The following is a 25,526-nucleotide window of genomic DNA, read 5'->3' as shown; positions in this document are numbered from 1 at the left end:
GGAAGAAGGAAAAGGGAAGAAGGAGTAAATGTTGAAAAAAAGGAAAAATGATTGAGCCTTCACTCCCTTCAAATAAAGCTATAAAAATATGAAATTATCGGTGAAAAAAACTGTAGGACTTTGGTTACCAAATTCCATTTGCGCTTGGGGAAAGGAGACTAAACCCCTAGGGTCATTTCAGTTTAAAAGGGGAGGGTTTGGAGACCAAACCCCTACGGTAAAATATTACAACATAAGCGCGGATTGCTATAGTTAAAACTGCTGTAAAAAGCGTAAGTCACTAGCATAAACTCGTCGAATATCATCAATTTGGTGTAGCACCATAGCAAATCTTTCTACCCCAAAACCTGCTGCAAAACCTGTATATTTTTCCGGATCGTAACCTACTGCTTGTAAAACATTGGGGTCTACCATCCCACAACCTAATACTTCTAACCATTTGCCATTCCATTGTAAATCTACTTCTGCTGAAGGTTCGGTAAATGGGAAATAACTAGCGCGGAAACGAATTGGTAAATCTCCAAACATTTGTCGGAGGAATTCTTTAATAGTTCCTTTGAGGTCAGAAAATCTTAATCCTTCATCTACTGCCAAAAGTTCAAGTTGATGGAAAACTGCAGCATGGGTTGCATCTACAGTATCCCGACGATAAACACGACCAGGAGCAACAACTCGGATGGGAGGTTCATGTTTTTCCATGTAGCGGATCTGGACTGATGAGGTATGAGTCCGCATTAAATTTCCGTCTGGTAGGTAAAAGGTATCCTGCATATCTCTCGCGGGGTGGTCTGGCGGAGTATTCAGAGCTTCAAAGTTATAGTAGTCACTTTCCATTTCTGGACCTGTGGAGATTGTATACCCTAAACCAACGAAAATGTCAAGGGCACGGTCAATGAGGCCATTCAGAGGGTGAATTTTTCCCTGGGAGCGGTTTACCCCTGGCATACTAACATCTAAAGTTTCCGCTTGAAGTTGGGCTGCAATTTCCGCTGCTTGTAAACTGCTACGTTTTTCGTCTAGGTTGGTTTGGATAGCTTGTTTAACTTCATTGGCGATCGCTCCTACTTTTGGTCGTTCCTCTGGACTGAGTTTACCCATTGCACCGAGAATTTTGGACACTTGACCTTTTTTGCCTAGATAACTAATCCGCAAATCTTCTAAATTTTCTAGACTTTCTGCTATGGCGATCGCTTCTGTTGCTGCTTGGCGTAATTCTTCTAATTGGGTTTCTATATCACTTATCTGCATAATGGGTGAATAATATTTACAATACTTTTATTTTTGCGCAGGTTGAATACAAATTATAATTTGCAGTCTGATTTTATCATTGGAATAGATATTCTATCTATATGATTGTTCTTAATTAGGGCTGGCTGATTAAACCTGAAAGCATTGAAAGATAAAAGTTTTATGCTTTTTAAGGGCTTAAAAAGTGTCAGCTTTTTGGTCGATAGAGCTGCAAAAAGTGAGTATTTTATATCAAATCCTGATAATTATTTGATTAAATATAAGAGCCTTCAAATATAAAAGTTTTAGGCTTTTTAAGTCCTGAAAAAGTGCCAGCTTTTAAGTTGCTCAGGTTCAAAAAGTTAGTATTTTTTGCTCACTATGGTAGAAAAATTAAGGAACTATCCTTTTGACTACCTACTGTATAACTCCCATTTTCTCCTGACTCCTCCTCCTTAAGAAAAGACTTTTGAGCGCAAACCTTAGTTAGTATATCCAAGTCATTCCGACTGGAACGGAGTGGAAGGTTTGCGGAGCATTCCGGAACAGATAGCAATCTCTTATATTTAGGAGATTGTTTCCTATCGTCGCAATGACGACTATTCAAGAGGATTCTATATTACGCAAGAGTTGGGCAGAAACATCACTTTGACAATTCTTCCTTCTATCTCCTCTATAATTCTGCTGACTCCTCCCCTCACCCAACTGATTTTTCCCTATTCCCTATTCCCTATTCCCTATTCCCTTGAACATAAGTCAATTTATCATATGAAGATATATATTAGGTAATACCAGTTTTAAAAAGTATTGCTACATTAAGTTTTTTGCTAGGTAGGGGACTAGAAAGTTTAGCAATAGACAAAAATCAAGACTGAAGAATAATTTTTCCCTATACCCTGTTCCCTATACCCTGTTCCCTGTTCCCTTAAAAAAATGAAAATATTAGTTAGTAACGACGACGGCATTTTTGCCGAAGGTATCCGGAGTTTGGCTAATGGTTTAGCAGCAGTAGGCCATGAAGTTATTGTTGTTTGTCCTGACAAAGAACGGTCAGCCACAGGTCACAGTTTAACATTATATCAACCAATTCGGGCCGAAATTGTCAAATCAATTTTTGATGATCGGATAACAGCTTGGGCTTGTTCTGGTACTCCTTCTGACTGTGTAAAGTTAGCCCTATTTGGCTTATTAGAAACTAAACCAGATTTAGTATTAGCAGGAATTAATCATGGCCCAAACTTAGGAACAGATATTTTATATTCTGGTACTGTTTCTGCTGCTATGGAAGGAATAGTTGAAAATATTCCTAGCATTGCCTTGAGTTTAGGCAGTTACACTTCTAGAGAATTTGAAGTTGCTGTCAATTTTGCTCAAAGTTTCGTGCAGAAAATAGAAAACCAACCTTTACAAAATTTAATGTTACTAAATGTAAATATTCCAGCAGTCAAAGAAACAGAAATAGCAGGAGTAAAAATTACCCGTCAAGGAATCCGTAGATACATAGATATCTTTGAAAAACGAGTCGATCCGCGAGGCAAAACCTACTATTGGCTAGCTGGAGAATTGCAGGAAGATGTAGAAGAAACTAACAATGAAACCTCAGTAGAAAAATTACCAACAGATATTCAAGCAATCCGTGAAAAATATATTACAATTACCCCCTTGCAATACAATCTAACTTATGGTAAACAATTGGGCAATCTACAAAAGTGGAAAATTGATAATTTTCGTGAATAGTTAACACTAATAGAATAGAAAATAAGGCTACACTATATTAAAGAATAAGCAAGATATTTCAGATTCCAGATCGAAAAACTTTAGCTCTCTAACTGGTAATAATTGTCGTTGATTTCTCAAAAACAAATATGAACGCTCCCACATCTAAAAGTAATTATGTTACCTGCCCAATTTGCAATCGTCACAGTGTTGCAGAATCGGTAGAAATGTTTAATGGGCTATTTACCTGTCCATATTGTCATTCCCATATAGTAATAAGTTGGAGTGGCCATTATGTCAGAGACCCCTTAGCAATCCAACAACTAGATATTGGACAAATGCTTAGACAGCAAAGTAGACCTTTGGCAAGGTTACGCCGTGATTTGACTCGCCAGTATTTACCAATAGTTGCCGTGATTAGTAGTGCAATATTTTTTGGGGGAGCGATCGCTGCTTTAAGTAGGTATGATTTTAGGTTGGGTATATTTGATGGAGTATTAGAGTGGGTGCAAGAAAAAGAATTGTTTGATAATCAAAAGAGTCAGTAGTTATTGAATTTATACTATTTTTTTAAAGAATTATAAGGATAGGACTTACAGCAGTTTTAAAATTGATAAACCACAGTTTTTAAAGTAACCTTAAAGTATTTTATGGTAAGCATTCAGCCGTCAGCTAACAGCTATTGCTTTTGGTGTGAATTTAAAGCTGTATTAATTAAGCCAGAATTAAACCTTACTACAAAAGTTGTTAAAGTCTATATCCGTTAAAATCTCTCCTTAAAATCAGGGTTTTATTGCTGTTTGCGTAGCATTCCGCAGGAAGAGCTGACAAGCTAATAGCTGTTAGCTCCGCATTCCGCAGGAAATGCTTAGATTTTATGATTGGTTATTGCTGATTACCAAAATATTTTTTGTATTCCAATGAATTGTTTTGTAAGGACTCAATAAACTTTATTTGATGAGTTAGTATATTTATGTTGGAAGAAAATGAAATTGTATATGAAATTTTACAGGAAAAAGATATAGAACAAACAATTAATTGTTTGGTTGATGTATTTCCTAGTGCAGAACCTATGTCAAAAGCACTTCAAGTTACACCTAGTGAGTTATATCCTTTTGCTGAGATGATTTGCCAAAAAGCTGTGGCAGAAGGATTATCTCATGTTGCTAAAGATCCTGCTACTTCAGAAGTAGCAGGGTTTATTATTTCAGAGCATTTATCAAATGAGTCAGAGGAAGAAGTACATAAAAATATTCCTCAAAAATTTGAAGTTTTTTCCCAAGTTTTAAAAGAGCTACATGAGCAGTACGAGATGGAAAAAAAACTCGTCAATAGCAAGATATTTCATATCTTTTTATTAGGAGCTAGAGAAAAATATAGAGGCAGAAAAATTGGCAATAAATTAGTTGAAAATAATCTCAAGATGGCAACTCAAGCAGGATTTTCCAAAGCAATAGTAGAAGCTAGTGGAAATATATCGCAGCATATTTGTCGGAAGTATGGTTTTGAGGATAGAGTTTCTTTAGATTATCAGACTTATGAATATAAAGGGGTTAAAGTATTTGAGGAAATCAAGGAGCATCAAAACTGTATTTTAATGGAAAAAGCATTGATAATGAATAATGGATAATGGATAATTGATAATTGATAATTAGAGCTTGCTGATTAATTTTCAAAGCATCGACAGACAAAGGTTTTAGGCTTTTTAAGGTCTAAAAAAGTGCCAGATTTTCACTCTAAAACTCTCAAAAATCTAGTATTTGTAAGTAGGTTGAATTATCCGTACAATAGCAATGGAAATTCAAAATAGTCAGAATATCTTGAAAATTGGCTTCTGGATTATTTTTCAGATTTTTTATTTTACAGCGCTTTTCAGATTGATGAAGCACATCGCCATAACCAAAACCCCGTAGGGACGTTGCATGCAACGTCCCTACTGTGGTCTAGTGAAATGAAAACCGCTGTAAGGGATTTGCAACTTAATAAAGTACCAATTATTAATAAATAAAAAAAGCCTGTGTCTGTCCGAAACGAGGCGGTGATATTAGACTCAACCTTAATCGGAAACAGTCAACCTAGCCGACGCAATCTCTACTCTATAAATTAGCTGGTAGTCTATTTTTTTGCTAGTCCCTAACCTTTATTTATGCCGACCTACTTAAATTTATAATTAGAGATAGTTTTCATTATCAATAATCAATTATCAATTACCAATTACTTCCCTTGCCTTCTCTTGTTACTAACGCCCATCCTTTCACAGTATTTAAAACCTGAAAATTCTCTAGGGGAAGATTATTTAGAGTTGATGCTTCAACTAATAGATAGGGTTGAGGTAAATTTTGCCATTCCTGTTGAATTTTATTTGGCCCAACACGCTTAATGAGGCGATCGCTATAAAAATTTAAAGAGGGGCGGTCTCTAGTATCAAAAGAATAAATAATCTGACCGGGGGATGTATTTTTCTGAATCATTTCTCCGACTGGTTTGACAAGATAATCTTCTTCCAGTTCCCATATCCAATGAGGGGAGCTAACAAACATTAGTAGAGAAAGATATGTTCCCCAAATTAAGATTGACAAAAACTGACGGTCTTGTTGGTTTAATAGTAGAGTTCCCATTGTCATTGTCAAAGCAACAGCGACAGAAATTAACTGTAACTCTAAATTAGGTTTTGCCAAATTTGACTCTCCTAGATGAAAAGCACCTCCAAAGTAAAGACAAGCAACCCAAGCAATTAAAGCTAGTAGTGCAAATAAAGCTACGACCAAACGATGATAAACAGTGGGAATACCCCAGGGATGTTTTGCACTATCCCCCTCAGTTGGGAGATATTCATCAGTAGAAAACTGAAAGTATCCTAAATCTAATGGAAATTGATGCCAAATTTCTGTTAAATAACTACCCACTGCTAAAGCAAAAGTTGGATAAATAGGCAATACATACCAGGGAAGTTTAGTATTCATCAGGGAAATAGCTAATAAATAGACTCCACTCCAAACCAAAACTAATTTTCCCCAACTCAAATTACGATTTTTCCAACTTAAATATAATCCTGGCAACCAGAATAATTGCCACGGGAAACTATACTCAATAATTTCCAATAAATAATACCAAATAGGTCCGTCGTGACTACCTACAGGTTGCCAAATACGTTTGAGAGATTGATGGAAAAAGTTGGCATGGAAAAATTCAATACCGTAATGGAAAAATTGAGCTGTGTACCACAGAAAAACTGGCAGCATACCTAATAGGATACCACCCCAAAAATATTTACTATTTAATAGTCGAGGAGTATCCCACAAGAGAAACAAAAAAGCGATCGCTCCTAAAAGTAATCCTAAAATAATTCCTTTAGTGAGGGAAACTAAAGCAAAACTAATTCCGATAGCGAGAGAATAGCGGAGGTTGTAGCGGGAGCGCAACACACACCAAATCATCAATAAAAAAAAACAAAGTACCGCTCCATCCAACATTGCTAAACGTCCGTGTCGGACTACGGGTAGCAAAGTTAAGTAAACCAAAGCGGTAAAAATTGCCGGGGTGCGGGGGCGAAATAATTCTCGACTAACGCAATAAATTAAGGGTACAGAAAATGCGGTTAATAAAGCAGGAGATAAACGAGCGCTTAATTCACTAACTCGTGCAATTTTATAGACAAAAGCGATAGACCAATGTATTAATGGAGGTTTATTAAAATAGGGGGTATTGTTAATAGTAGGATAAAGCCAATTCCATTTTTCTCGGCTAATTTCTCTAGCTACTTGGGCAACTATTCCTTCATCCCAATCTCGTAAAGGTAATGTTCCTAAATTAGTATAGAAAAGTAGAATTGCTGCTAATAGAAAACTTAGTATTAGCAGTAAATCTATATGGGAATGTAAATTTTTTTTTGTCAATATTTTGTTAAGCATCTAATTATTTTAGAAATAAATTTTTATAGTTAAAAATATTACTGTTCAAGGAGTCAGGAGTCAGGAGTCAGGAGTCAGAATAAATAGTTTAATATCATTCTTAGGAGTGAATATCTTGTCAAGAAATCAGGAGTCAGGAGTCAGGAGTCAGTAGTCAGAATAATATAGTTTAAATATCATTTTCAGGAGTGAATATCTTGTTTTTGTTTTAGTCAAAGGAATATCATTCTCTAAAGTATTTTAAATATCCTGATTATTCGTAACATTCTTTTGGCTAATTAGTATTAGCTCATCTATTGGAAAAGTGCTGCAAGTATAGCATTATTTTGGGGGATTAGTATTAGAGCGACTATTATTTATGAGTATTCAACCAGACATGATATGAAACTAAATCCGCTTGGTACGGTTCCCGAGAAATCGGGGTAACAAGAAACCGGGTTTGTGGGAGGTTAATGGTAGGGACGTTGTATGCAACGTCTGTACAAGGGTATTTTATACAAACCCGGTTTGTCTGCTTTTTTATACCGATACTACCGGATTTGATATGAAACCAAATCTAATAATTATACTCTAAACAGCTAATATTTGGAATTTTTTACCGAAAAATTAGGCGTTGCACAATCAGGAATGATGAAATCTGAAAGTAGATATTTTTGGATAATTCTTTCCTCAATATATATACAGTTTAAAATCGATTATCATTCTTTAATGTGCAACCCCAAAAATTAAGGTATAAAGCCTTCTATTTCAACATAAAAAAAGTGCTAGAAGATTTCCTTATATTAAATTTCGTTAGAGTTTTCCTTGAGGTAATTATCCATTATCCATTAAGTAAGCATTCAGCTGTCAGCTATCAGCTATCAGCTTTCGGGAAATATGTACATTTCCGGGGTTGGTGATTAGGTAATGCTCTTCAATATTTATAAACTGTACAACTATAGTTTTTTCATAGATATTTAAAATAAAAGCATTACGCATTTATCAACGCCAATAGCTGAATGCTTACTCCATTAATGAAATATAATTTTAGTCAAGTGGATTTGCTATGATATAAAATCCTAGTATTATCTGTGGAATGTAAGGGTAAAATTTATGGTAAATTTCAGCCAAAAAATTAATCATCTATTTCGCGAAGCTCAAGACATAATTTTACAAGAATTACGACAACCTCTTGACCGAATTGCTATTAGTTTAATTATTGGTCTAAGTTTGTTAATTTGCCTATTATTTATAGGAGTAGGAAATACTGCTCCAAAAGTTAGAGATTTTAGTTGGCAAGATAAAAAAATAGGAGCTGAAGATACAGCTTTTATCCTAAATTTTAATCGACCAATGAATCATGCTACGGTTGAGAAAAACTTAAAAATTGAACCACCTTTACCAGGAAAAGTGAGTTGGGCAGGTCGCAGAATGGCTTATACTATTTTAGAACCTGCTCCCTATGGTAATCAATATAAAGTAAAATTATCTGAGGCAAAAGAAAGGTTTTATGGACTAGATCAAGGGGAGGTAATGCAGCCGTTTCAAAGTTCATTTCAAAGTCGCGATCGTGCATTTGCTTATATAGGTTTTCAAGGTCAAGAAAAAGGTCGGTTAGTATTAATTAATTTGACTATAGAGCAACAGCCAATATTGATCACTCCTCAAAATCTAGAAGTATTAGAGTTTAAGTTTTTTCCAGAGGGAAAAAAGATTTTATTTTCAGCAGTAGAAAGGCAAAATGAAGTTACAAGTCTTTTAGAACAAAAAATATATACTGTAACAACTGGTGTTAATTCTCAATCCCCTACAGAAAAACAAGATGCTAGAGAACCGGTAGGTAAAATTGAAAAAGTTCTGGATAATTCAAAATACCAAAACTTGAAATTTGACCTATCTCCTGATGGTAAGATAATTATAATTCAACGAGTAAATCGAAAAGATGTATCGGATGCAGGTCCTTGGGTATTAGAATTAGGAAAAGAAGCAAGACAACTAACAAATAAAGATGGAATAATTCAAAAAGGTGGAGACTTTTTAATTACCCCAGATAGCAAGAGCTTAGTAATTTTACAAGGGAAAGGAACTTCTATTTTGGCAATAAATCCAGAAACAGATTCAGGAGATTTAATATTTTTACCAAAGTTTGGAACGGTATTGAGTTTTGCTCCAGATGGTTCGATGGCAACAATGGTAAAATATAATCAAGATGGCACAAGATCCCTATATATTGTCACTAATCAAGGTGAGGAGAGAGAAATATTACGGACTCGTCCTTATGGTAATATTCTTAGTGCCGAATTTGACCAGAATAAAACTATTTTATATTGCTTATTAACCCAAGTAGTAGAGGATACTACACAATATCAAGAAAAACCTTATATTGCAGCATTTGATATTAAGAGAAATTTTTTAAGACCCTTAGTTATTTTGCCAAATCAAAGGGAAATTCATCTGGATTTATCACCAGATGGTTTAGCATTATTATTTGACCAAATGGTGACAATTTCTAACAAAGAGGAATCAGAAGAAAATACTGAAACAAATAGACAAATTAGTCGTCTATGGATGTTACCTTTAGACTCAAAAATGCCAGAAGATGATTCTCCATGGAAACTACAACCAGAGGAATTACCTCTAACTGGTTTTAATCCTAAGTGGGCACCTTAAGTGGGGAGTGTGGGGAGTGTGGTGAGAGCGTTGCATAAATGCGGGATGATTTTAATGGTTTTGTGGAATGGGCATATTGCTCGTTTCTGATATTTTCGGACAGGCAGGATGCCTATCCCACTATTCATCCCTGAATTCAGCAAAGCTGTGGGAAGATAGAATCTTGCCTGCTCATCTATACCAACTTTTTGAGCTTCAAGCACCGAAAACCCTAGCACTTTTTTCTACTTCAAAAAGGTAGTTACTTTTATCTGTGAATGCTTTGAGATTTAATCAGCAAGACCTATTTACTTGTCAACTTAATTTTTTGAATTACTACTTGTAGGCTATACCATTACTATAGAAGCCCTAAGCGTATCTGCGCAAAGATAAGGGTTTTTGGCTCTTGAGTCAGGAGAGGGAGAATATAGAAAAAAGGTAGAATTTAAACCATCTCCCCTACTCCCCTACTCCCCTACCCTCAATCTATAATTTTAAATAGATCCCTTCAGGGGTTCTATAGACAGGACTTACGCAGTACCGCTGTATTTAGTATGGGCGAATGCCATTCGCCCCTACGGGTGGTGCATTATTTAGTATTTTGCGTAAGTCCTGTATAGAATAATTTGAGAACAAATGCCAAATTTACAACCATTAACTATCGATAAGTTAATAACTTTGCAATACATTCCTAGCAGAGTTCCATTTCATCTATCTCCAGATGGCAAGTATCTCGCAATAACTTTAGAGTCTGGAGAACGAGATTTTCCCTCTTCCATGAATACTCAAGGAAATAGTATTCCCCAAAACTTAGCAGCAAGTCAGGTCAAAATTATTGACACAACTAATGGTAATGTTGCCACACCATTTGGTAACAGCAAAAGTATGTCACCAAGATGGTCAGACGATGGAAAACTTCTGGCAGCATATCTATTAAATGGCGATCGCGTAAGTTTAGGAATTTGGCATCGCCAAAATGGTCAAATTCAAATTTTTGCCAATACTCAAATTAGTAAAATCTATGGTGGTTATGAAATATTTGGTTGTGCAGTACCTCAATGGATGCCTAATAACCAAGCAGTAGTTTTACAAGTTCAAACAACAAAAAACTCGGTAGCAGACTCCTCGAAAATATCTAATGTTTCAGTATTTTCATTCGATCCTACCATAGAAAACTCCGAGCAACAAGAAGCAGAAAGTGATTTATTGTCATGGCTTTCAGGAGACCTAGTAATTTTTGATATTAATAGTGGAGAACAAAAGTTACTCGCCCAAAACTTGCCATTTCGTAGTTGGCGAATTTCACCCGATGGCAAAAATATTGCTCTACTCAAAGCAGTCAAGCGGGAAGTTAATAATACTCACCACTGGACTCTCTATGACTTAGTTGTACTTCCCACAGATAGCTCCCCACCAATAACAGTTGCGAGTAATATTCCTCAAACTTATGCTGTAAGTTTCAGTTGGTCTCCTGATAGTCAATACATTGCTTACACTACTCACAAAAGAGTAGCATTATCAGTAGAGGAGCAAACAGACGAGGGAGAGCTTTTTGTTGTATCTGCTGATGGCACTAATGTAACCAGAAAATTGTCTAATACAGAGACTCCAAATTTAGGACAAAATTATGAAACACCTCGATGGAGTCAGGATGGTAAAGAAATTTATTGTTTGACATCTAGTGGAGTTTGGATAACGGCGACAGAGGGAAGTAGTTGTCGTAACTTGACTGTAAATTCAGATATGGAAATTCTCTACTGGATACAACGACCATTATTCAATTTATGTACTCTGTGGGATAATAATAAAATACCACTTGCTTTCCGAAACCCGAAAACTCTCAATTCTGGGTTAGCATTTTTGAATATAGAAACTGGAGAAAATACTATTTTATTTGAGGATGCTCAGAATTTTACTGCTGATGTCTTCTCAACAGAAATGGGAAATAATGGAGATTTGTATTTTGCTTTGGAAACAGCAGACACTCCCGCAGAAATTTGCTGTGTTACTGATAAAGACAAAGAAACAAAACAATTATTTGTGCCTAACCCTGATTTAAGTGAGGTTGCTTTTGGCAAAAGTCGATTAATTTCATGGCGGGGGTATGATGGTAGTGAATGTTTCGGTGCGTTAATGCTGCCACAAAATTATGTGGAGGGGCAAAAGTTACCTTTAATTGTTAATGTCTATGGTGGAGTTAATAATTCTTGTTTCTTAAACAATTTTGATTTTGGTTGGAGCGGACACCTGCATCCTCAATTGTTTGCCAGCCGTGGTTATGCTTATTTGTGCCCGGATATGCCAATGTTAAACCGCGACCCGATGCGACAACTGCCTGGTTTAGTTTTGCCAGCAATTAATTTGTTAGTCGATATGGGTATTGTTGACTCAGAGAGAGTCGGTGTGATGGGTCAGAGTTATGGTGGTTACTGTGTGTTAGGGTTGCTGACTCAGACTAACAGGTTTAAGGCGGCGGTTACAAGTGCTGGAGTTTATAATATGACTAGCTTTTACGGTATTCTGATGAGTCATGGTAAAAGTAGATGGATAGATTGGGCAGAAACAGCTCAAGGTCGCATGGGAGGGTCTTTGTGGGAAAAGCGCGATACTTATATTGAGAATTCACCGTTGTTTTATTTGGATCGGGTTGAGACCCCGGTATTGTTAATTAGCGGTACAGGGGAACCCGGTGAAGCATCCCAAGCATCAGAGGTGTTTAGTGGGTTACGGCGTTTGGGTAAGACGGTAGAGATGCGACTTTACGATCGCGAAGGTCATTATTCAGGGGGTTGGTCGCAGAAAAGTTTGCGAGATGTTGGTGCAAGAGTTATCAGTTGGTTTGATAGTTATATTATGTCTGGTTGAATAATTATAAATACAAGAAAACGGGTTTATTGCCCTAATTGTTGTTATTGATATTAGGGTGTTGATAAACCCGTTTTCTGCTGTTGAGGAATCATGCAGCTACAACGTTTTCAGATTGATGACCTCACGTCACAAGCAAAACCCTGTAGGGGCGTTTTGCTATCGCACAACTCCGTTAACGCTGCGCGACATATAAAGCGGAGCTTTGCGTTAGCACATGGCCATTCGCCCCTACCGTAGTCTATGGTAGACAAGAAACCGGGTTTATTGCCTTAATTATTTTCAGATCGGGAAATTTTCTTGATAAACCCGGTTTCTGAAGAGGAATATCAAATCCGTTGACTACGGTTTCCGATAAATCGGAGTTATAAGAAACCGGGTTTGTTGGACGTCAACAGTAGGGACGTTCCATGCAACGTCCGTACAAGGGCATTTTAGACAAACCCGGTTTCTCTGCTTTTTTATACCAAAACTACTGGATTTAATATAACGCTATATCCTATTATTTTTAATCTGAAAGGTAACTTGTATTCCTGGACTTAACTCACCTAAATAAGTTAATAACCCATAGATAAAAATCACACATCCCATCATTTCCATTACTTCTTCTATTGTAGCTAACATTGCATAAACTAAATTTTGCTGACCATCAATTCCATCATAATAACTTCCAACCATTTCCATACCCAATGCACCACCTACATACACAGTAATAGCAATTATGAAATATCGTTTTAACTGCTTTGGTAAATAAAGAATAAATTTCCAATATTTCCAGATAAAAATAGCAACTAAAATTGTTCCGGGAATTACCCAGACAGAATGCCAAAAACTAGGAAGATTTAAAGCATCTGCTAAATCATCAATAATCAAAATTTCATGGATACTAGCTATTTCATCAAATGCTAATATAAAAAAGATAATTGAGAGAGTTCGCCACTGTCGCCACCAACGGTCAGATTCTGATTTTTTGATAGAAAAAATGCCACGAATAATTAATCCACAAGATACTAACATTAAACCTGAATACCAAGTGGGAATATTCATTTCTCGGTCAAGGTTAAATATTCTTGTCCAGGGTTCGCGGTAATCAAAAACGTATTTGCCTATCTGAATAGCGATGCTGCATATAGTTAAGAATATTATGCCAAAGGTTAAGTATTTAGCAACATTAAAAGGGGAAATTGTGATTTTAAATTTCATTGAATAAAACTTGAATTAAGAAAAAGTAATACGGTTTCGCGGAAGTCGTAGGGGCGAATGGCCATTCGCCCCTACAGGAAATTATTTGACATCTAAAAGTTTGGAACTATTTGTAACACTATTTCTTCAAATTGGTATAATAAGGAAGAAAAAAGTAAGCATTCAACTCTCTAATTTTAGATAGGACAAAAGTGCATAAATAAATACAACAACTCCTAACATCTCAAAAAATTCTTCAATTGTTACCAATATTTCATAAACAAACATCTCACTATCATATAAATAAGAGTAATATCCATTAATCATTTCCATGCCAATTGCACCTCCAACATAAAATATTCCAGATAGAAAAAATAGATATTTAATTTTTGGAGGTAGAGCCTGAACAAATTTCCAATAAATCAATGTCACAGCAATAACTAATATTAATCCTGGAATTACCCAAGTGTAATAAAATATTCCCGTCGCATTCAGTAGTTTTCGCAGAGGATGAATTAGCTGTTCATGTAAGCTAATTGTTTCATCAAGTGCCAGATAGAAAAATATAACAGATAAGCCTATCCACTTGCCAGTATATTTATCATTATTTTGCCGTTTTTTACGGGAAATAAACCCCAACAGAACTGAGCAAGAAAGTAAACTAAAAGAGGAAAATAACGAAGGAATAGTATATTCTCCATCTACGTTGAGTTTATCAATTAGTTCTTGAGAATCATGCTGGGTATAATATTCAAAAAACTGTCCTATAATACTCGTAATACTCAAGCCAATAATAATACATATTAAGAATTTAAGAACTCGTTTTGGAGATAAATTAATCATCTGAAATAAAAAAAGATAAGGTCAGGAGGAGTCAGGAGTCAGGAGGAGAGAGAATTACAAAGATTTAGTAGTTATATAGCAATCCTATTTGATTTGTCACAACCTATACGCCCATAGGTTTTAAGATTTTATCGTAGGGGTTTGGTCTCCAAACCCTAGTCAAAATCTAAAAGTAAGATTTGATAGACTTAAAATTATGACATAAATAAAATTAACGACAATTATACAACCTATAACGATAACCATTAATATTAGATTTTTTGCCAGAATATTTCCGGCAATTAAAAGCTTCTAAATCACTTGATTCTACCTTAAAATTAACTCCCCATAAATCTATAGGTCGTGATGTTTGAGAGAGAAATTTAGCTAAAGTTGAATCAGGAGTTAATCTTTGATTTTCTTGTCTTTTAGATAATAGAAATTTAGGTTGAAAAAAATCGGAGATATTGTTTTGATATTCTTGGCGTTTCAGCTCCAGACCAAGTGCAATTAAAGCACGAATTTCTGCATGAGTTTGATAAGTTGTAGCCACTAAAAGTGGGGATTTAGATTGTGTTTTAATCATCTCAACTAGAAGATCAGCACGGCGTGACTTTTGATAGCCATAATTGTTGATTACCGTTAATCCACCGCATAAACCTATTAATAAAACTACAATTACAACTCTTTTGTTAATCGGTTTTAAGGTAGAAGCAATTATACTTGTAGCAGAAGTAATAATCAAATCTTTTTTTATTCCTCCTTCCTTTTTTATTTTACCTGTCTCTTTGTCAGAAAAAACTTTTTCTACCTCTGTCTGATTTTCCGAATTATGCCAACATTTTGCCAATATTGCAGCTAATAAAATAATGACAATAGGAAAATAAACAATATGATAGCGAGCAGCAAGAGATAAATCCCTACCCATACCGTAGATAATTACCAAAAATAAAGCGATCGCCACCACAAAAAAACTGACAAAAACCTGAAAAGATAAACGGTTTTCAATATCATTCATTTGTGCTTTCCACCCTCGCCATAAATAAGGAGCAACCCAAAATAAGGCAACTAAAAGGGTGACTCCAGATAAAATAGTTACAAACAAACTTGTTCCTTCAATGGGCAAAAGCCACACCATTGTCAATATCCAAGCTAACAAACGAGGGATAGGATGCCAAATTTCATCAAGATCGAAGCTAGTTGAAATCCACCCAGTAAGTTGATTATTGGCAGCGCCTACTACTACAGGTAACCAAACCAAACAACCAATAAACGTTCCCAGAGCAACCAGATAAATTCGCCACCAATAACTTTGAAATCGGTTTTGCATATCTCTCAACCAAAAACCTCCAATAACTAATCCTTCTGTAGCTAACACCAAGAGAAAAATATAATGGGTGGCAATTCCTAAACTATTGATAGCAACCCAAAGACATCCCAACCAAATTGGAATTATCCTGTGTTTTTTGAGATAGGGTACTATTGCTATCAAACAAGTCATAGAAGCAATAATCCATAAAATTGTTAATGTGTAATGGCGAGATTCTTGGGCGAGGTAAATACCATAAGGAGAAATAGCCATTAATGCTGCTGCTATATGTCCTACTAATGGGGAAAATGCCAAATAACCCAAGGCAAAAATTGCCGGAATAGTAGCTACACCCAAAATAGCACTGAGCGATCGCCCTACCCAGAGAGAAACTATTTCTCCATCAGTGCTGAATAAGTTAAACCATAAATGATTGAGTACAAAATAGAGTGGAGGATGAGTATCCTCATTGAGTAGCTGATGAATTACATCGGTGGGAGTAGAATTTGACTCAAATTGCAAGGGTGAGAGTAATTGATTAAGATTTATCACTCGATCTAATGGTAGGTCAAAAAAACTATGCCCCAAGCTATAACCTAATGTAGCAATTTCGATTGATGAGGCAGATTTTTCAGCTAAATTTGTGCTGCGGAGTATAATCCCTATTGCCAGCCAACATAATAATATTATTAGGTGAAACCATTGATTTTTAAGTAGTAGTTTAATATTGTTTTTTTTCATCTATATCGGTTGAATATTTTTAACAGTTAAATCCCCATAATTATTTAGATATTACTAAAATATTTAATACTATTTGTCAAAATAATTTATCAAAATTTAACAGGTATTTATAGTATAAATTATTTGTTTTTCCTGTCCTGTTTGACTTATAAATTTGTAGAAGCGTAGGAATTTCTTTAGGCTGAATTTGTTGCCAATAGTATAGAGTATCAAAAGTTTAGGTAAAAGTTTGTTAGTAAACTCAACCATAGTACCATTAACTTCCTTTGCAGCGCTTTTCAGATTGATAAACCACATCGTCACAACCAAAACCTTGTAGGTACGTTCCATGGAACGTCCCTACTGTGATCTAATGAAATGAAAACCGCTGTAGTAGTTTTTTCATAGTTATGAAGTTCTATCATGGCCAAACATCGGACATTCAATCATCATTTAAACTTTCTAGGAAAAAATACTTAGAAGACTAGAGAAATAAGGTATCAAACCTCCCCTTAACTGGGCCACGGGCTGTCGCTCTATTGGACTGACACAGCTAATTTAGTGCCAAACTTCTATGGTGCGTATCTACTGCTATAATTTAGACTGTGAAAGGCATTTGACAACTTGTGGTCACTTACCATTTTAGCCAACTGATAACTGTTAACTAATAACTAATAACTGATAACTGATAACTGATAACTAATAACTAATAACTGAAATGACAATTCCCATACTTTTTTGATGCACAAACAACCTATAATTTTAGTAATTTAGAGTCAAATTATTTTTTAGTCAGTAATCAAGTTAACATGAACTTTCCTATAATTTTAGATATTGTCATTGGTTTAATCTTTATTTACCTTAGTTTCAGTTTACTAGCTAGTGAAATTCAAGGGATTATAACAATACTTTTGCAATGGCGAGCTACCCACTTAAAAAAATCAATTGAAGAATTAATTGCTGGGGAACTTCATATTGACAACGATAGTTCCCAATCAAATCCACAATTAGAAAAAACAAAAAAGCTAACCAATTCTTTATATCAAAATCAATTAATCAAAAATCTTAACTTTAGTGGTGGTAAAGGTCCATTAGAGAGAGGATTTCGGAAAATCGTTCAAAGTATTGGTAGTTTAATTCACACGATAACTGGAATTGAAAAAATTTTTGGTACAGAAAAAACTGCTCCTTCTACTATTCCATCAAATGCTTTTGCTGCTAGTTTAGTTGATACTTTACAAATCAAAGAATCAATGCAAACAATTAGTGAATATAAATTAGAAGATTTTCTGAATAAAACCCTAGTCAATATCAGGAATATTTTATATGAATTGAATCTAGAAGGCCCCAAAAGAAAGGAGATGATTAAAGATGAATATAAGAATTTAGTGCAAGAATTCCATCAAATTTCTCACAACTATAAAAACCATTTAGCAAGTTTAAATTTGACCTTAGATCGAGTATTAGATAGACTAAATTTATATACAAAAACAACCGTAAAATATGTGCCGGCAATATCCCATTCTGAATTTAGTAGGCAAATGACTTTAGTCAGGCGAGTATTAGTAAATCCCCAGGAAAGACAAGTATTGATCGCTGATATGGAGCCAAGTTTTTCTAATCTATTAAAGTTCTGGGGAAAGCTGGTAGAAATGGGAGAATCTGCGGAAGAAAAGTTGGAAGGTAAAAAGGGAAGGATATATAAAAAAATTAAGGATATGATTGATGTACTCCCTGAATCTTTGCAAAAAAGTTTATATATTTTAGCGAAACAAGCGACTACAAAAATTGGAGAAACAGGTGATGCTTTTCATCAGTTTCATAAAGAAATTGAGATATGGTTTGATAATGGTATGGAAAGAGCTGCTGGTGTTTACAAACGTAATTCTAGAGGTGTTGCTTTTTTGATTGGTTTGACTATTGCTATAGCTGCTAATGTTGATACATTATATATAATGAATAATTTATCAAAAGATTCTTTGCTACGAACAACTATTAGTAGTTATTCTGAGCAGTTAGTCAAGAATGCTGATAATAACCTGAATGGGGAAGGAATAGAAGGGGTTAAGGCTGAGGTAAATGAAGCTTTAGATCGGTTAGAACTGCCTATTGGTTGGGGTCAACAGAAAAACGATAACACAAATCAAAATCAATTATCCATTTATTTAGCAGGATTGAAAAGATTATTAGGTTGGATAGTTAGTGGAATTGCAATATCTATGGGATCTAATTTTTGGTTTAATTTATTGAAAAAGATTTTTGAGATAAAAAAATAGGAAGCAAGAAGGAAGAAAGAAGGAAGAAGGAAGAAGAAAGAAGGAAGAAGGAAGAAATAAGAAAGAGGAAATAAGAAGGAGGAAGGAGAAAGGAGGAAGGAGAAATTATATAGAATCTGGTTATACAATATATGTTTATAATTCTATCTATAACTTCAATATTTAATCTCCCCCACTCCCTTACTCCCCTACTCCCTATTTCCTAACTAAAAAATAAAAATAACTTGTAAATCCCAATTTGTATCTTGACGAATAATTTCTATTTTGCTGATAAATTCCCGTAAGTAAAATCTGCGTTCTGATTCAGATAAATCCCACCAAAATTGAGGTATTGAAACTGCTTTGGCAGTCTCTAATAAATTGACTGGTGGTAGTTGATTAAGTTGGCTTTCTAATTGAGCAATTTCTGTTTTTAATTTGTAAGTTCGGAGGTCGGCAGTTTCTTGGTCAAAAATGCCATTAGTTATTAAATTTGGTAGTTGGGAAAGAATTTCTTGTTTATCCGAAATATTCTGTTTAATTGTACTCTTAATTCCATCCATATTTGGCATTTCTAAAGCAGCAACAGCAAGAGGTAATTCTCGACAAATTATTTCTATGGTTTCCTCTAATATTTTTCCATAAGCTAAAGCTTTACATTTTCGTTTGCGGGGACAACTTTTAGGGCGTAAATAAAGATATTCTTTGTCTTTCCGAAATGTGGTGACTCTCGCCGTTATCATTGGAGACTGACATTCTGTGCAGACAACTAAACCTGCTAGAGAATGGGGGGCGCTGGCAGTGCGCGGTGCCATGAGGCGGTTGCGTTGGAGTAAACGTTCGACTTGGGCAGCTTCTTCCCTAGAAATAATGGGAAGATGGGTATTGGATATGACCTCACCATTTTGATATTGTAAGTCTCCACGATAAACGGGGTTAGTTAACCAACGTCGCCCAGTAGTTACAGAAATTTTCTTGCCGTATTTTTTCTCTATATGGCGCACTGCTCCGCGCAGAGACCCAAATAACAGAAAGCTTTCAAAAAAATCTTTGACAACGGGGGCGGCGCTTCTGTCGAGAGTGTAGCGGTCTTTCCCCCGGCGATATCCGTAGGGTGCTTTTCCTGGTGGGGGTATTGCTTTGATGCGGTTGCGAGCGTGAGCTTGACGAATTTTCCGACTATGTTGGTTTTGGCGAATTTGGTTGAGGAGTTTGAGTAAGTCAGTTTTGGTTGTTTGGGTATTGGTAGATGTGGGTTGGTTGATTTTAATGTCTGATTTTAGGGGGATAATTTTAATATTTAGAGATTCGAGTTGGGTGAGGCGATCGCACACTTCCTCTACAGAGTCTCCTAATTCTTCAAGTTGGCGAATTAGTAGATAATTAACAGGTTGGGTGTGACAGTCTTGGAGGAGTTGTCGCAGTTGTTGGCGATCGCCCAGGTCTTGATATATTTGGTCAACTTCCCATCCCCAAATTGCGGGGTCTGGTGCAGTTTCAAACAGAGGGTTTGTGTATAAATAGGCAATAATTTTCACAGGTTATATTATGTCCGGATGAACAGTTATAAATAGATTAGGTCAAAATTCAGAATTTAGAATTTAGGAGGCAGAAAGAAAGTATTAGAAGAAAAATTTTTTTTTATCACTAATTAGTTTAACCGGACATGATATTACAGCACTTCCCGTTTTTATGAGGTACACAGCTAACAGGCAAGATGCCTGTGCTACAATAATTTTACCATTTTTACAGCACTTTTCACTTTTGATGAACCACATCGCCATAACCAAAACTTTGTAGGGACGTTGCATGGAACGTCCCTACTGTGGTCTACTGATATCATGTTCGGTTGAATACTTATAAATCATATTTGAAGGAGTCAGGAGGGAAAGAGTAATTTTAGAAGGAAGAAGGTTTATTATAACTAATTATCCGAACATGATATGAAATGAAAACTGCTGTAACCAAAACTCTCAACAAAAATAAACTCAAATATTCTTAATCTATAAAGTCCGGTGCGTTACTGCTCAAAATATTGCCAAATTATCTATTTTTTTTCAACTAAACCGCCTAACACACCCTACTGGACCTTTTGAATGCATGATTTTTGACTTTTGAATTCAATCTAATGCAACATTTAAGATGAAACAGTCTACTACAGTTAGTCAACCTTCTTGTAATTCTATAATATTACCATCGGGGTCTTGGGTAAATAATGCAGCGCGACCGGAAGCACTCATTTGCATTGGGCAATTATTTGCTAGTAATTGTGCTTTAGCAGCATCTAAGTTAGCCACTGAAAATGCTAAATGTCTATTTCTGCCTAATTTTTCTAAATTAACTAGATCGGGAATTATTTCTGAGGATACTATCAGATGTATTTGAAAGTTACCGACCTGATACCAGGTGCCAGGAAAATTACGGGAGCGATCGGCTTTTGCCAAACCGAGAATTTGCCCATAGAAATGTTCGGCTTTTTCCAGGTCTGAAACTAACAGAGCAGCATGGAGAGATTGAGTTATTTCCATAAATTTTTTCCAGATTAATTTTTAGTTATATTATACCTTAGAGCACAAAAGGGTGAGTAATCACTTTTATTCAGTATAAAATTTCAACAAAAATGTACTTCTTGATACAATAAATTCCTCCAAACTTCTCCTTCTCCCCACACTCCCCACACTTCTGTTACATCAAAGGTAAAAAACCTACCCCTGTGAACCCATCTCCCCACCCCCCCAATATAATAGCAGGGCTGTTTCATTCTTGGTTAAGGTAGAGGGGGAGCAGGGGAGCAGGGGAGCAGGGAGCAGGGGAGAATTTTCCACCCTATACCCAGGATTTTCCCCAAATAAATCTATCAATAATTTTGCTCATTCCATAGATTTTTCAGAAATTCCGTTGATTTGACCAAGATGTGAGCAGGGAGCTTTTCCCTACCTCCATCCCTAAAAATCGCCCGTTTTTCGTTAATTTTCCGGAAATTCCGGTAATCGTTCCCCCAATTTTCATAAATAATCAATTATTTATTTGACGCGTGAAACAGCCCTGCCCAATATAATAGGTATTCAACCGGATTTGATATTAGGAGTCAAATAGGGGAACCGTCTGATTCGCGACGTACATAAATTTTGAAGGTTTTCAGCTCAAATTAACTATTATAAAAATTGTTACAACCAATGCACAGATTGCTATATTCATTTAAACAAGAGTCTAGATAAATTTTTCTTTTTTTAAGAGGGTATTAATAGCGGATAAAAATATTTTTGTTATAATCATTCGACCGAACATTATATTAATTAAAATTTTCCTATTTTTCCAATTAGAATGCTTAGGACTGTTATAGTTGTAGGTTTTGTCAGGCTTCCGCCAATTAACTATATGAAAATAGTTAAAAATACTACATTTAGCTGATAATTGAATTACCACAATACCAGACACCGAGTAAATCAACTTGCCTATATAGAATTTTTATCATAATTATCAGAAAAACCTCAGTGGATTGATTTTCATCAGGTTAAGTTTTTCTGACAAATAAGTTAAGATTGTTATATAATAGAACAGCTTAATAAATTAACATCTACCTATCATCCATTTCCATGGAGTGAATTTCAATGTCTCAAGTTAACATCTACCAATCCGTATCTACTAAAAAATCTATCCAATCGATTGATATCTCTAGTCAACTAGAATCTCCACAACAAATAGTATTTATAGACTCTAATATAGAAGATTACCAGAGTTTAGCTAATGGAGTTTTACCGGGAACAAAAGTAGTTATTCTTCGTCCGACTGCCGATGGTGTCCAGCAGATTACTAAAGTTCTTAAAAAATATCCTTACATACCATCTATACATATAGTTTCTCATGGTACCCCAGGGTGTTTATATTTGGGTAATAGTCAATTAAATATTAATAGTATTAACAATGATTATTGCCAAGAGTTAGAAGCTTGGTCAGTAACTAATTTATTCCTCTATGGTTGTAATATAGCTTCTGGTAATGCAGGTAAAGGATTTTTGGCACAACTCCGTGAAATTACAGGTGCAAATATTGCAGCTTCGGCAAAGCCAACTGGTAATGTGGCTTTGGGTGGTGACTGGGAGTTGGAGGTTATTAGGGGTAAGTTAGAGGTTAGTTTAGCTTTTAGCGATCAGATTCAAAGTCAGTGGGAACATATTCTGGCTCCTTTTGAAGAACAGCCGTATTTTTATCAAGTTATTTCAGGTCAGCTAAGAATATTCAACCCTCTTACAAATAACTATGAATCGGTTGGAGTAGCTCACCCTGATGGATATAACGCAACAGGATTTAATACGCTAAATGATGATAATTTTATTTATGGAATTGAAGGTGGCTCTACAAGCAAATCAGGAAATGTTGTCAGAATACATTCTGATGGGACAGTTGAAGATTTATTGATCGGTGGTGCAACTGTTACTGTAAATGAGTTCCCCGAACCTGGTGATCCTAACTTGAATTCAGGGGATGTAGATGATCAAGGTAATTTATGGGTACGAACAGGTGATACAGAACTTACAAGAATTAATCTGACTACTGGCGTCCAGGTAAGATTTAGCTTAAGTGGAGATGGAAGTGGAAAATCTCTAGCGCGGGTTGCCGATCTAATTTACAATACAAGCGATCAAAAATTTTATGGAATTGATAACAATGCTAACCTGTATGTAATAGATAATTTTAATATTACAGATGCAATCAATGGCATAGGAACATTAGATATTGATGTTAGCACCAACCAAATATTTGGACTACCTACAGGCCGTGATTATGGTGCTGTTTGGATTGATGAAGATTTCGATTTGTATGCTAGCAGAAATAACCGAGAAGAGTTATATCGTATCAAGGACTTTACAGGTACTTCTCCAGAAGCTATCCTTGTTGCTAACTCTGAGGCTACAGGTAATAACGACGGAATGTCAGATCCAAGGCAAAAGTCAGCGTTTAAGGTTCCGTTTATCGACCCCGATCCTGATAACGTTTCTACTGTCGATCCTTTTAGTTACCAAAATACTTTTACAGAAGATACTGATGAAGATAATGATGGTGAGATAGATGGTGTAAGTATAGTTGATGGTGCAGTAGATATCAAAGATTTTGATGGCAGTGTAGACCTTGATGATGATGGTAATGTAGACGATACTGGTGGAAAGATCCGGAGTGCTGAGATTACGCTGACTAATCCTCAAGATACTGATGAGTTGTTCGTGGATGAAGTTGACGGTATCACTGTTACTCGTGATGCCAATGATGATGTTGTTAGTTTAACAGTTACTGCAACAGGTAGTCAAATAACTATCACTGGTGATGGTACTGATGTTATTATTGTAGACGCTGGAACAGATGGAGCGTCTGCAGAAGATTTTGAAACTGCTCTGAAAGCAATTCAATTTAGGAATACCAGCGATACCCCAAATACAACGCCAAGAGAAATAGAAATTCAGCTAACTGATACAGATGATGATACTGAAGAGCCAAACAATAACAATAATACCGGAAATATTGCTAAGACTACAATTAAAGTTATTCCTGTTAACGATCCTCCTGCTTTTACAGGTCTAGATCCAGAAAATATTATCACTGAAGATAATACTGTAACTGTGAACCCAAATGCAACCCCAGTAACCCCAGTAGTCTTAGACAATGGTGCGGAAATAAAAGATCCAGAACTCTTTGAAAGAAACAACTACAATGGTGCTGTCCTCACTTTACAAACAGAAATAGATGAAGTGGAGACTGCAAGTGGCAATTTTAGTAATGGTAGTTCTAATGTATTAGGAGATTTAACCGATCCAGATAACCCAGGAGACCCAGACCTGACGATAACAGTAGATGGTACTACTACAACTATCGGTAAAGTTACTGAAAATACTGCAGGTAAATTAGAACTAACATTTAACAATAAAGCTACTAGCGATCTAGTTAATTTAGCTTTAAGAAATATTGCTTATGATACTGATTATACTACTGATAACTCAATAATAAGAGTTAAATACACAATAGAGGATAATAATAAAGATACAGGAACCGAAGCGGATGGAAACTATGTTTCAGCATTTGGTTCAATAGAGGTACAAAATGGTAACACCCTAACTGTAGAACCTAGTGCTATCAATAATTCAACAAATTATAATGGTACTTCTCTGATCATACAGAGAGATGGAGGTCCTAATAGTGAAGATGAATTTAGTAGCATAAATTTAACAGAAGATACAACGTTTGATGTAGAAGGAACAATTAGTGCTACTATCACAGTTACTACTAATAGTAATGGTATATTACAATTAACATTTAGCGATCAACGTAATGAAATTAATGCCGATGTAATTAATCAGGTATTAGAACAAATTACCTATACTAATACTGGCAGTAATGCCGATCCAGTTACAATCAACTATTATATTGAGCAGGGTATAAATGGTCCTTTAGATGATACAGGGTTTGTTACTATAAATCGACCTCCGACAGCTATTGACGATACCTTTTCCATGGATGAAGACTCTGGAAGTGTGACTTTTGATTTATTAGGGGGTACACCTGATACAACAGATGATGATGATAGAGATCCCGATAGAGACCTTAATGGTGATCCTGATACTCTGAGTATCAAATCCATCAACGGTGTAGAGCTAACGGGTGAAACTCAAACTATAGACGTACCCAACGGCACAGTCAACGTAGATGGAGACGGAAATATAACCTTTACCCCAGATGAAAACTATAACGGTTCCATTAGCTTTGATTATGTAGTAGAAGACGGTAGAGGTGGAGAAGATACAGGAACGGTAACAGGAACAGTTAATTCAAGAAACGACCTCCCGACAGCAGTCAACGACACAGCCACAGTAGCCGAAACTGGAACCACCAACATTGACA

Annotated in this window: 14 protein-coding genes; 7 read left to right on the top strand and 7 right to left on the bottom strand. The window is 35.7% G+C overall.

Going from position 1 to position 25,526, the window contains the following annotated elements; all coding sequences use genetic code 11:
- Positions 1-252 precede the first annotated feature (252 nt).
- Positions 253-1,248 (bottom strand): phenylalanine--tRNA ligase subunit alpha, encoded by a 996-nt coding sequence (gene pheS, locus ACP6PK_RS12800; RefSeq protein ID WP_094673758.1) that lies wholly within the window; start codon positions 1,246-1,248, stop codon positions 253-255.
- A 912-nt stretch (positions 1,249-2,160) separates the two neighbouring features.
- Between pheS and surE the strand changes: the two genes are divergently transcribed.
- From surE to ACP6PK_RS12785, 3 genes are all read left to right on the top strand, one after another.
- The gene (gene surE, locus ACP6PK_RS12795; RefSeq protein WP_094673759.1) at positions 2,161-2,964 is read left to right on the top strand and encodes a 5'/3'-nucleotidase SurE; all 804 of its coding nucleotides are present in this window, start codon (positions 2,161-2,163) and stop codon (positions 2,962-2,964) included.
- A gap of 128 nt (positions 2,965-3,092) precedes the next feature.
- Entirely contained in the window at positions 3,093-3,491 is a 399-nt protein-coding gene (locus ACP6PK_RS12790; RefSeq protein ID WP_426559928.1) for a hypothetical protein, read from the top strand.
- 425 nt (positions 3,492-3,916) lie between these two features.
- Complete coding sequence (locus tag ACP6PK_RS12785) at positions 3,917-4,573, top strand: GNAT family N-acetyltransferase (protein WP_426559927.1); 657 nt, start codon at positions 3,917-3,919, stop codon at positions 4,571-4,573.
- A gap of 577 nt (positions 4,574-5,150) precedes the next feature.
- Here the strand turns inward: ACP6PK_RS12785 and ACP6PK_RS12780 are convergent.
- Entirely contained in the window at positions 5,151-6,854 is a 1,704-nt protein-coding gene (locus tag ACP6PK_RS12780) for an ArnT family glycosyltransferase (RefSeq protein ID WP_426559926.1), read from the bottom strand.
- A gap of 1,092 nt (positions 6,855-7,946) precedes the next feature.
- Between ACP6PK_RS12780 and ACP6PK_RS12775 the strand changes: the two genes are divergently transcribed.
- Both ACP6PK_RS12775 and ACP6PK_RS12770 read left to right on the top strand, forming a co-directional pair.
- Positions 7,947-9,503 (top strand): TolB family protein, encoded by a 1,557-nt coding sequence (locus ACP6PK_RS12775; RefSeq protein ID WP_426559925.1) that lies wholly within the window; start codon positions 7,947-7,949, stop codon positions 9,501-9,503.
- 615 nt (positions 9,504-10,118) lie between these two features.
- Positions 10,119-12,347: an alpha/beta hydrolase family protein gene (locus ACP6PK_RS12770; protein WP_426559924.1), complete on the top strand. Its 2,229-nt coding sequence runs from the start codon at positions 10,119-10,121 to the stop codon at positions 12,345-12,347.
- Positions 12,348-12,839: 492 nt separating this feature from the next.
- Here the strand turns inward: ACP6PK_RS12770 and ACP6PK_RS12765 are convergent, their stop codons facing one another.
- From ACP6PK_RS12765 to ACP6PK_RS12755, 3 genes are all read right to left on the bottom strand, one after another.
- Entirely contained in the window at positions 12,840-13,550 is a 711-nt protein-coding gene (locus ACP6PK_RS12765; protein ID WP_426559923.1) for a hypothetical protein, read from the bottom strand.
- Between the two features lie 162 nt (positions 13,551-13,712).
- Positions 13,713-14,372: a hypothetical protein gene (locus ACP6PK_RS12760; protein ID WP_094676668.1), complete on the bottom strand. Its 660-nt coding sequence runs from the start codon at positions 14,370-14,372 to the stop codon at positions 13,713-13,715.
- Between the two features lie 211 nt (positions 14,373-14,583).
- The gene (locus ACP6PK_RS12755) at positions 14,584-16,401 is read right to left on the bottom strand and encodes a glycosyltransferase family 39 protein (RefSeq protein WP_426559922.1); all 1,818 of its coding nucleotides are present in this window, start codon (positions 16,399-16,401) and stop codon (positions 14,584-14,586) included.
- 788 nt (positions 16,402-17,189) lie between these two features.
- Between ACP6PK_RS12755 and ACP6PK_RS12750 the strand changes: the two genes are divergently transcribed.
- Complete coding sequence (locus tag ACP6PK_RS12750; RefSeq protein WP_426559921.1) at positions 17,190-18,656, top strand: hypothetical protein; 1,467 nt, start codon at positions 17,190-17,192, stop codon at positions 18,654-18,656.
- Positions 18,657-18,862: 206 nt separating this feature from the next.
- Here ACP6PK_RS12750 and ACP6PK_RS12745 read toward each other — a convergent pair whose 3' ends face one another.
- Both ACP6PK_RS12745 and ACP6PK_RS12740 read right to left on the bottom strand, forming a co-directional pair.
- Positions 18,863-20,173 carry a recombinase family protein gene (locus ACP6PK_RS12745; RefSeq protein WP_426559920.1) on the bottom strand — a complete coding sequence of 437 codons (1,311 nt, stop codon included), beginning with the start codon at positions 20,171-20,173 and terminating at the stop codon, positions 18,863-18,865.
- Between the two features lie 627 nt (positions 20,174-20,800).
- Positions 20,801-21,163 carry a VOC family protein gene (locus ACP6PK_RS12740; protein WP_426559919.1) on the bottom strand — a complete coding sequence of 121 codons (363 nt, stop codon included), beginning with the start codon at positions 21,161-21,163 and terminating at the stop codon, positions 20,801-20,803.
- A 1,083-nt stretch (positions 21,164-22,246) separates the two neighbouring features.
- On the opposite strand from ACP6PK_RS12740, the gene ACP6PK_RS12735 reads away from it, so the two are divergent.
- Positions 22,247-25,526, top strand: a 3,280-nt coding sequence (locus ACP6PK_RS12735) for a DUF4347 domain-containing protein (protein WP_426559918.1), incomplete at its 3' end; no start/stop codon positions are given.

Origin of the sequence: Dapis hubbardiae BLCC-M172 (assembly GCF_050016015.1) — a bacterium.
Classification (GTDB): Bacteria; Cyanobacteriota; Cyanobacteriia; order Cyanobacteriales; family Microcoleaceae; genus Trichodesmium.
This window is presented reverse-complemented; position numbering and strand designations above follow the sequence as displayed.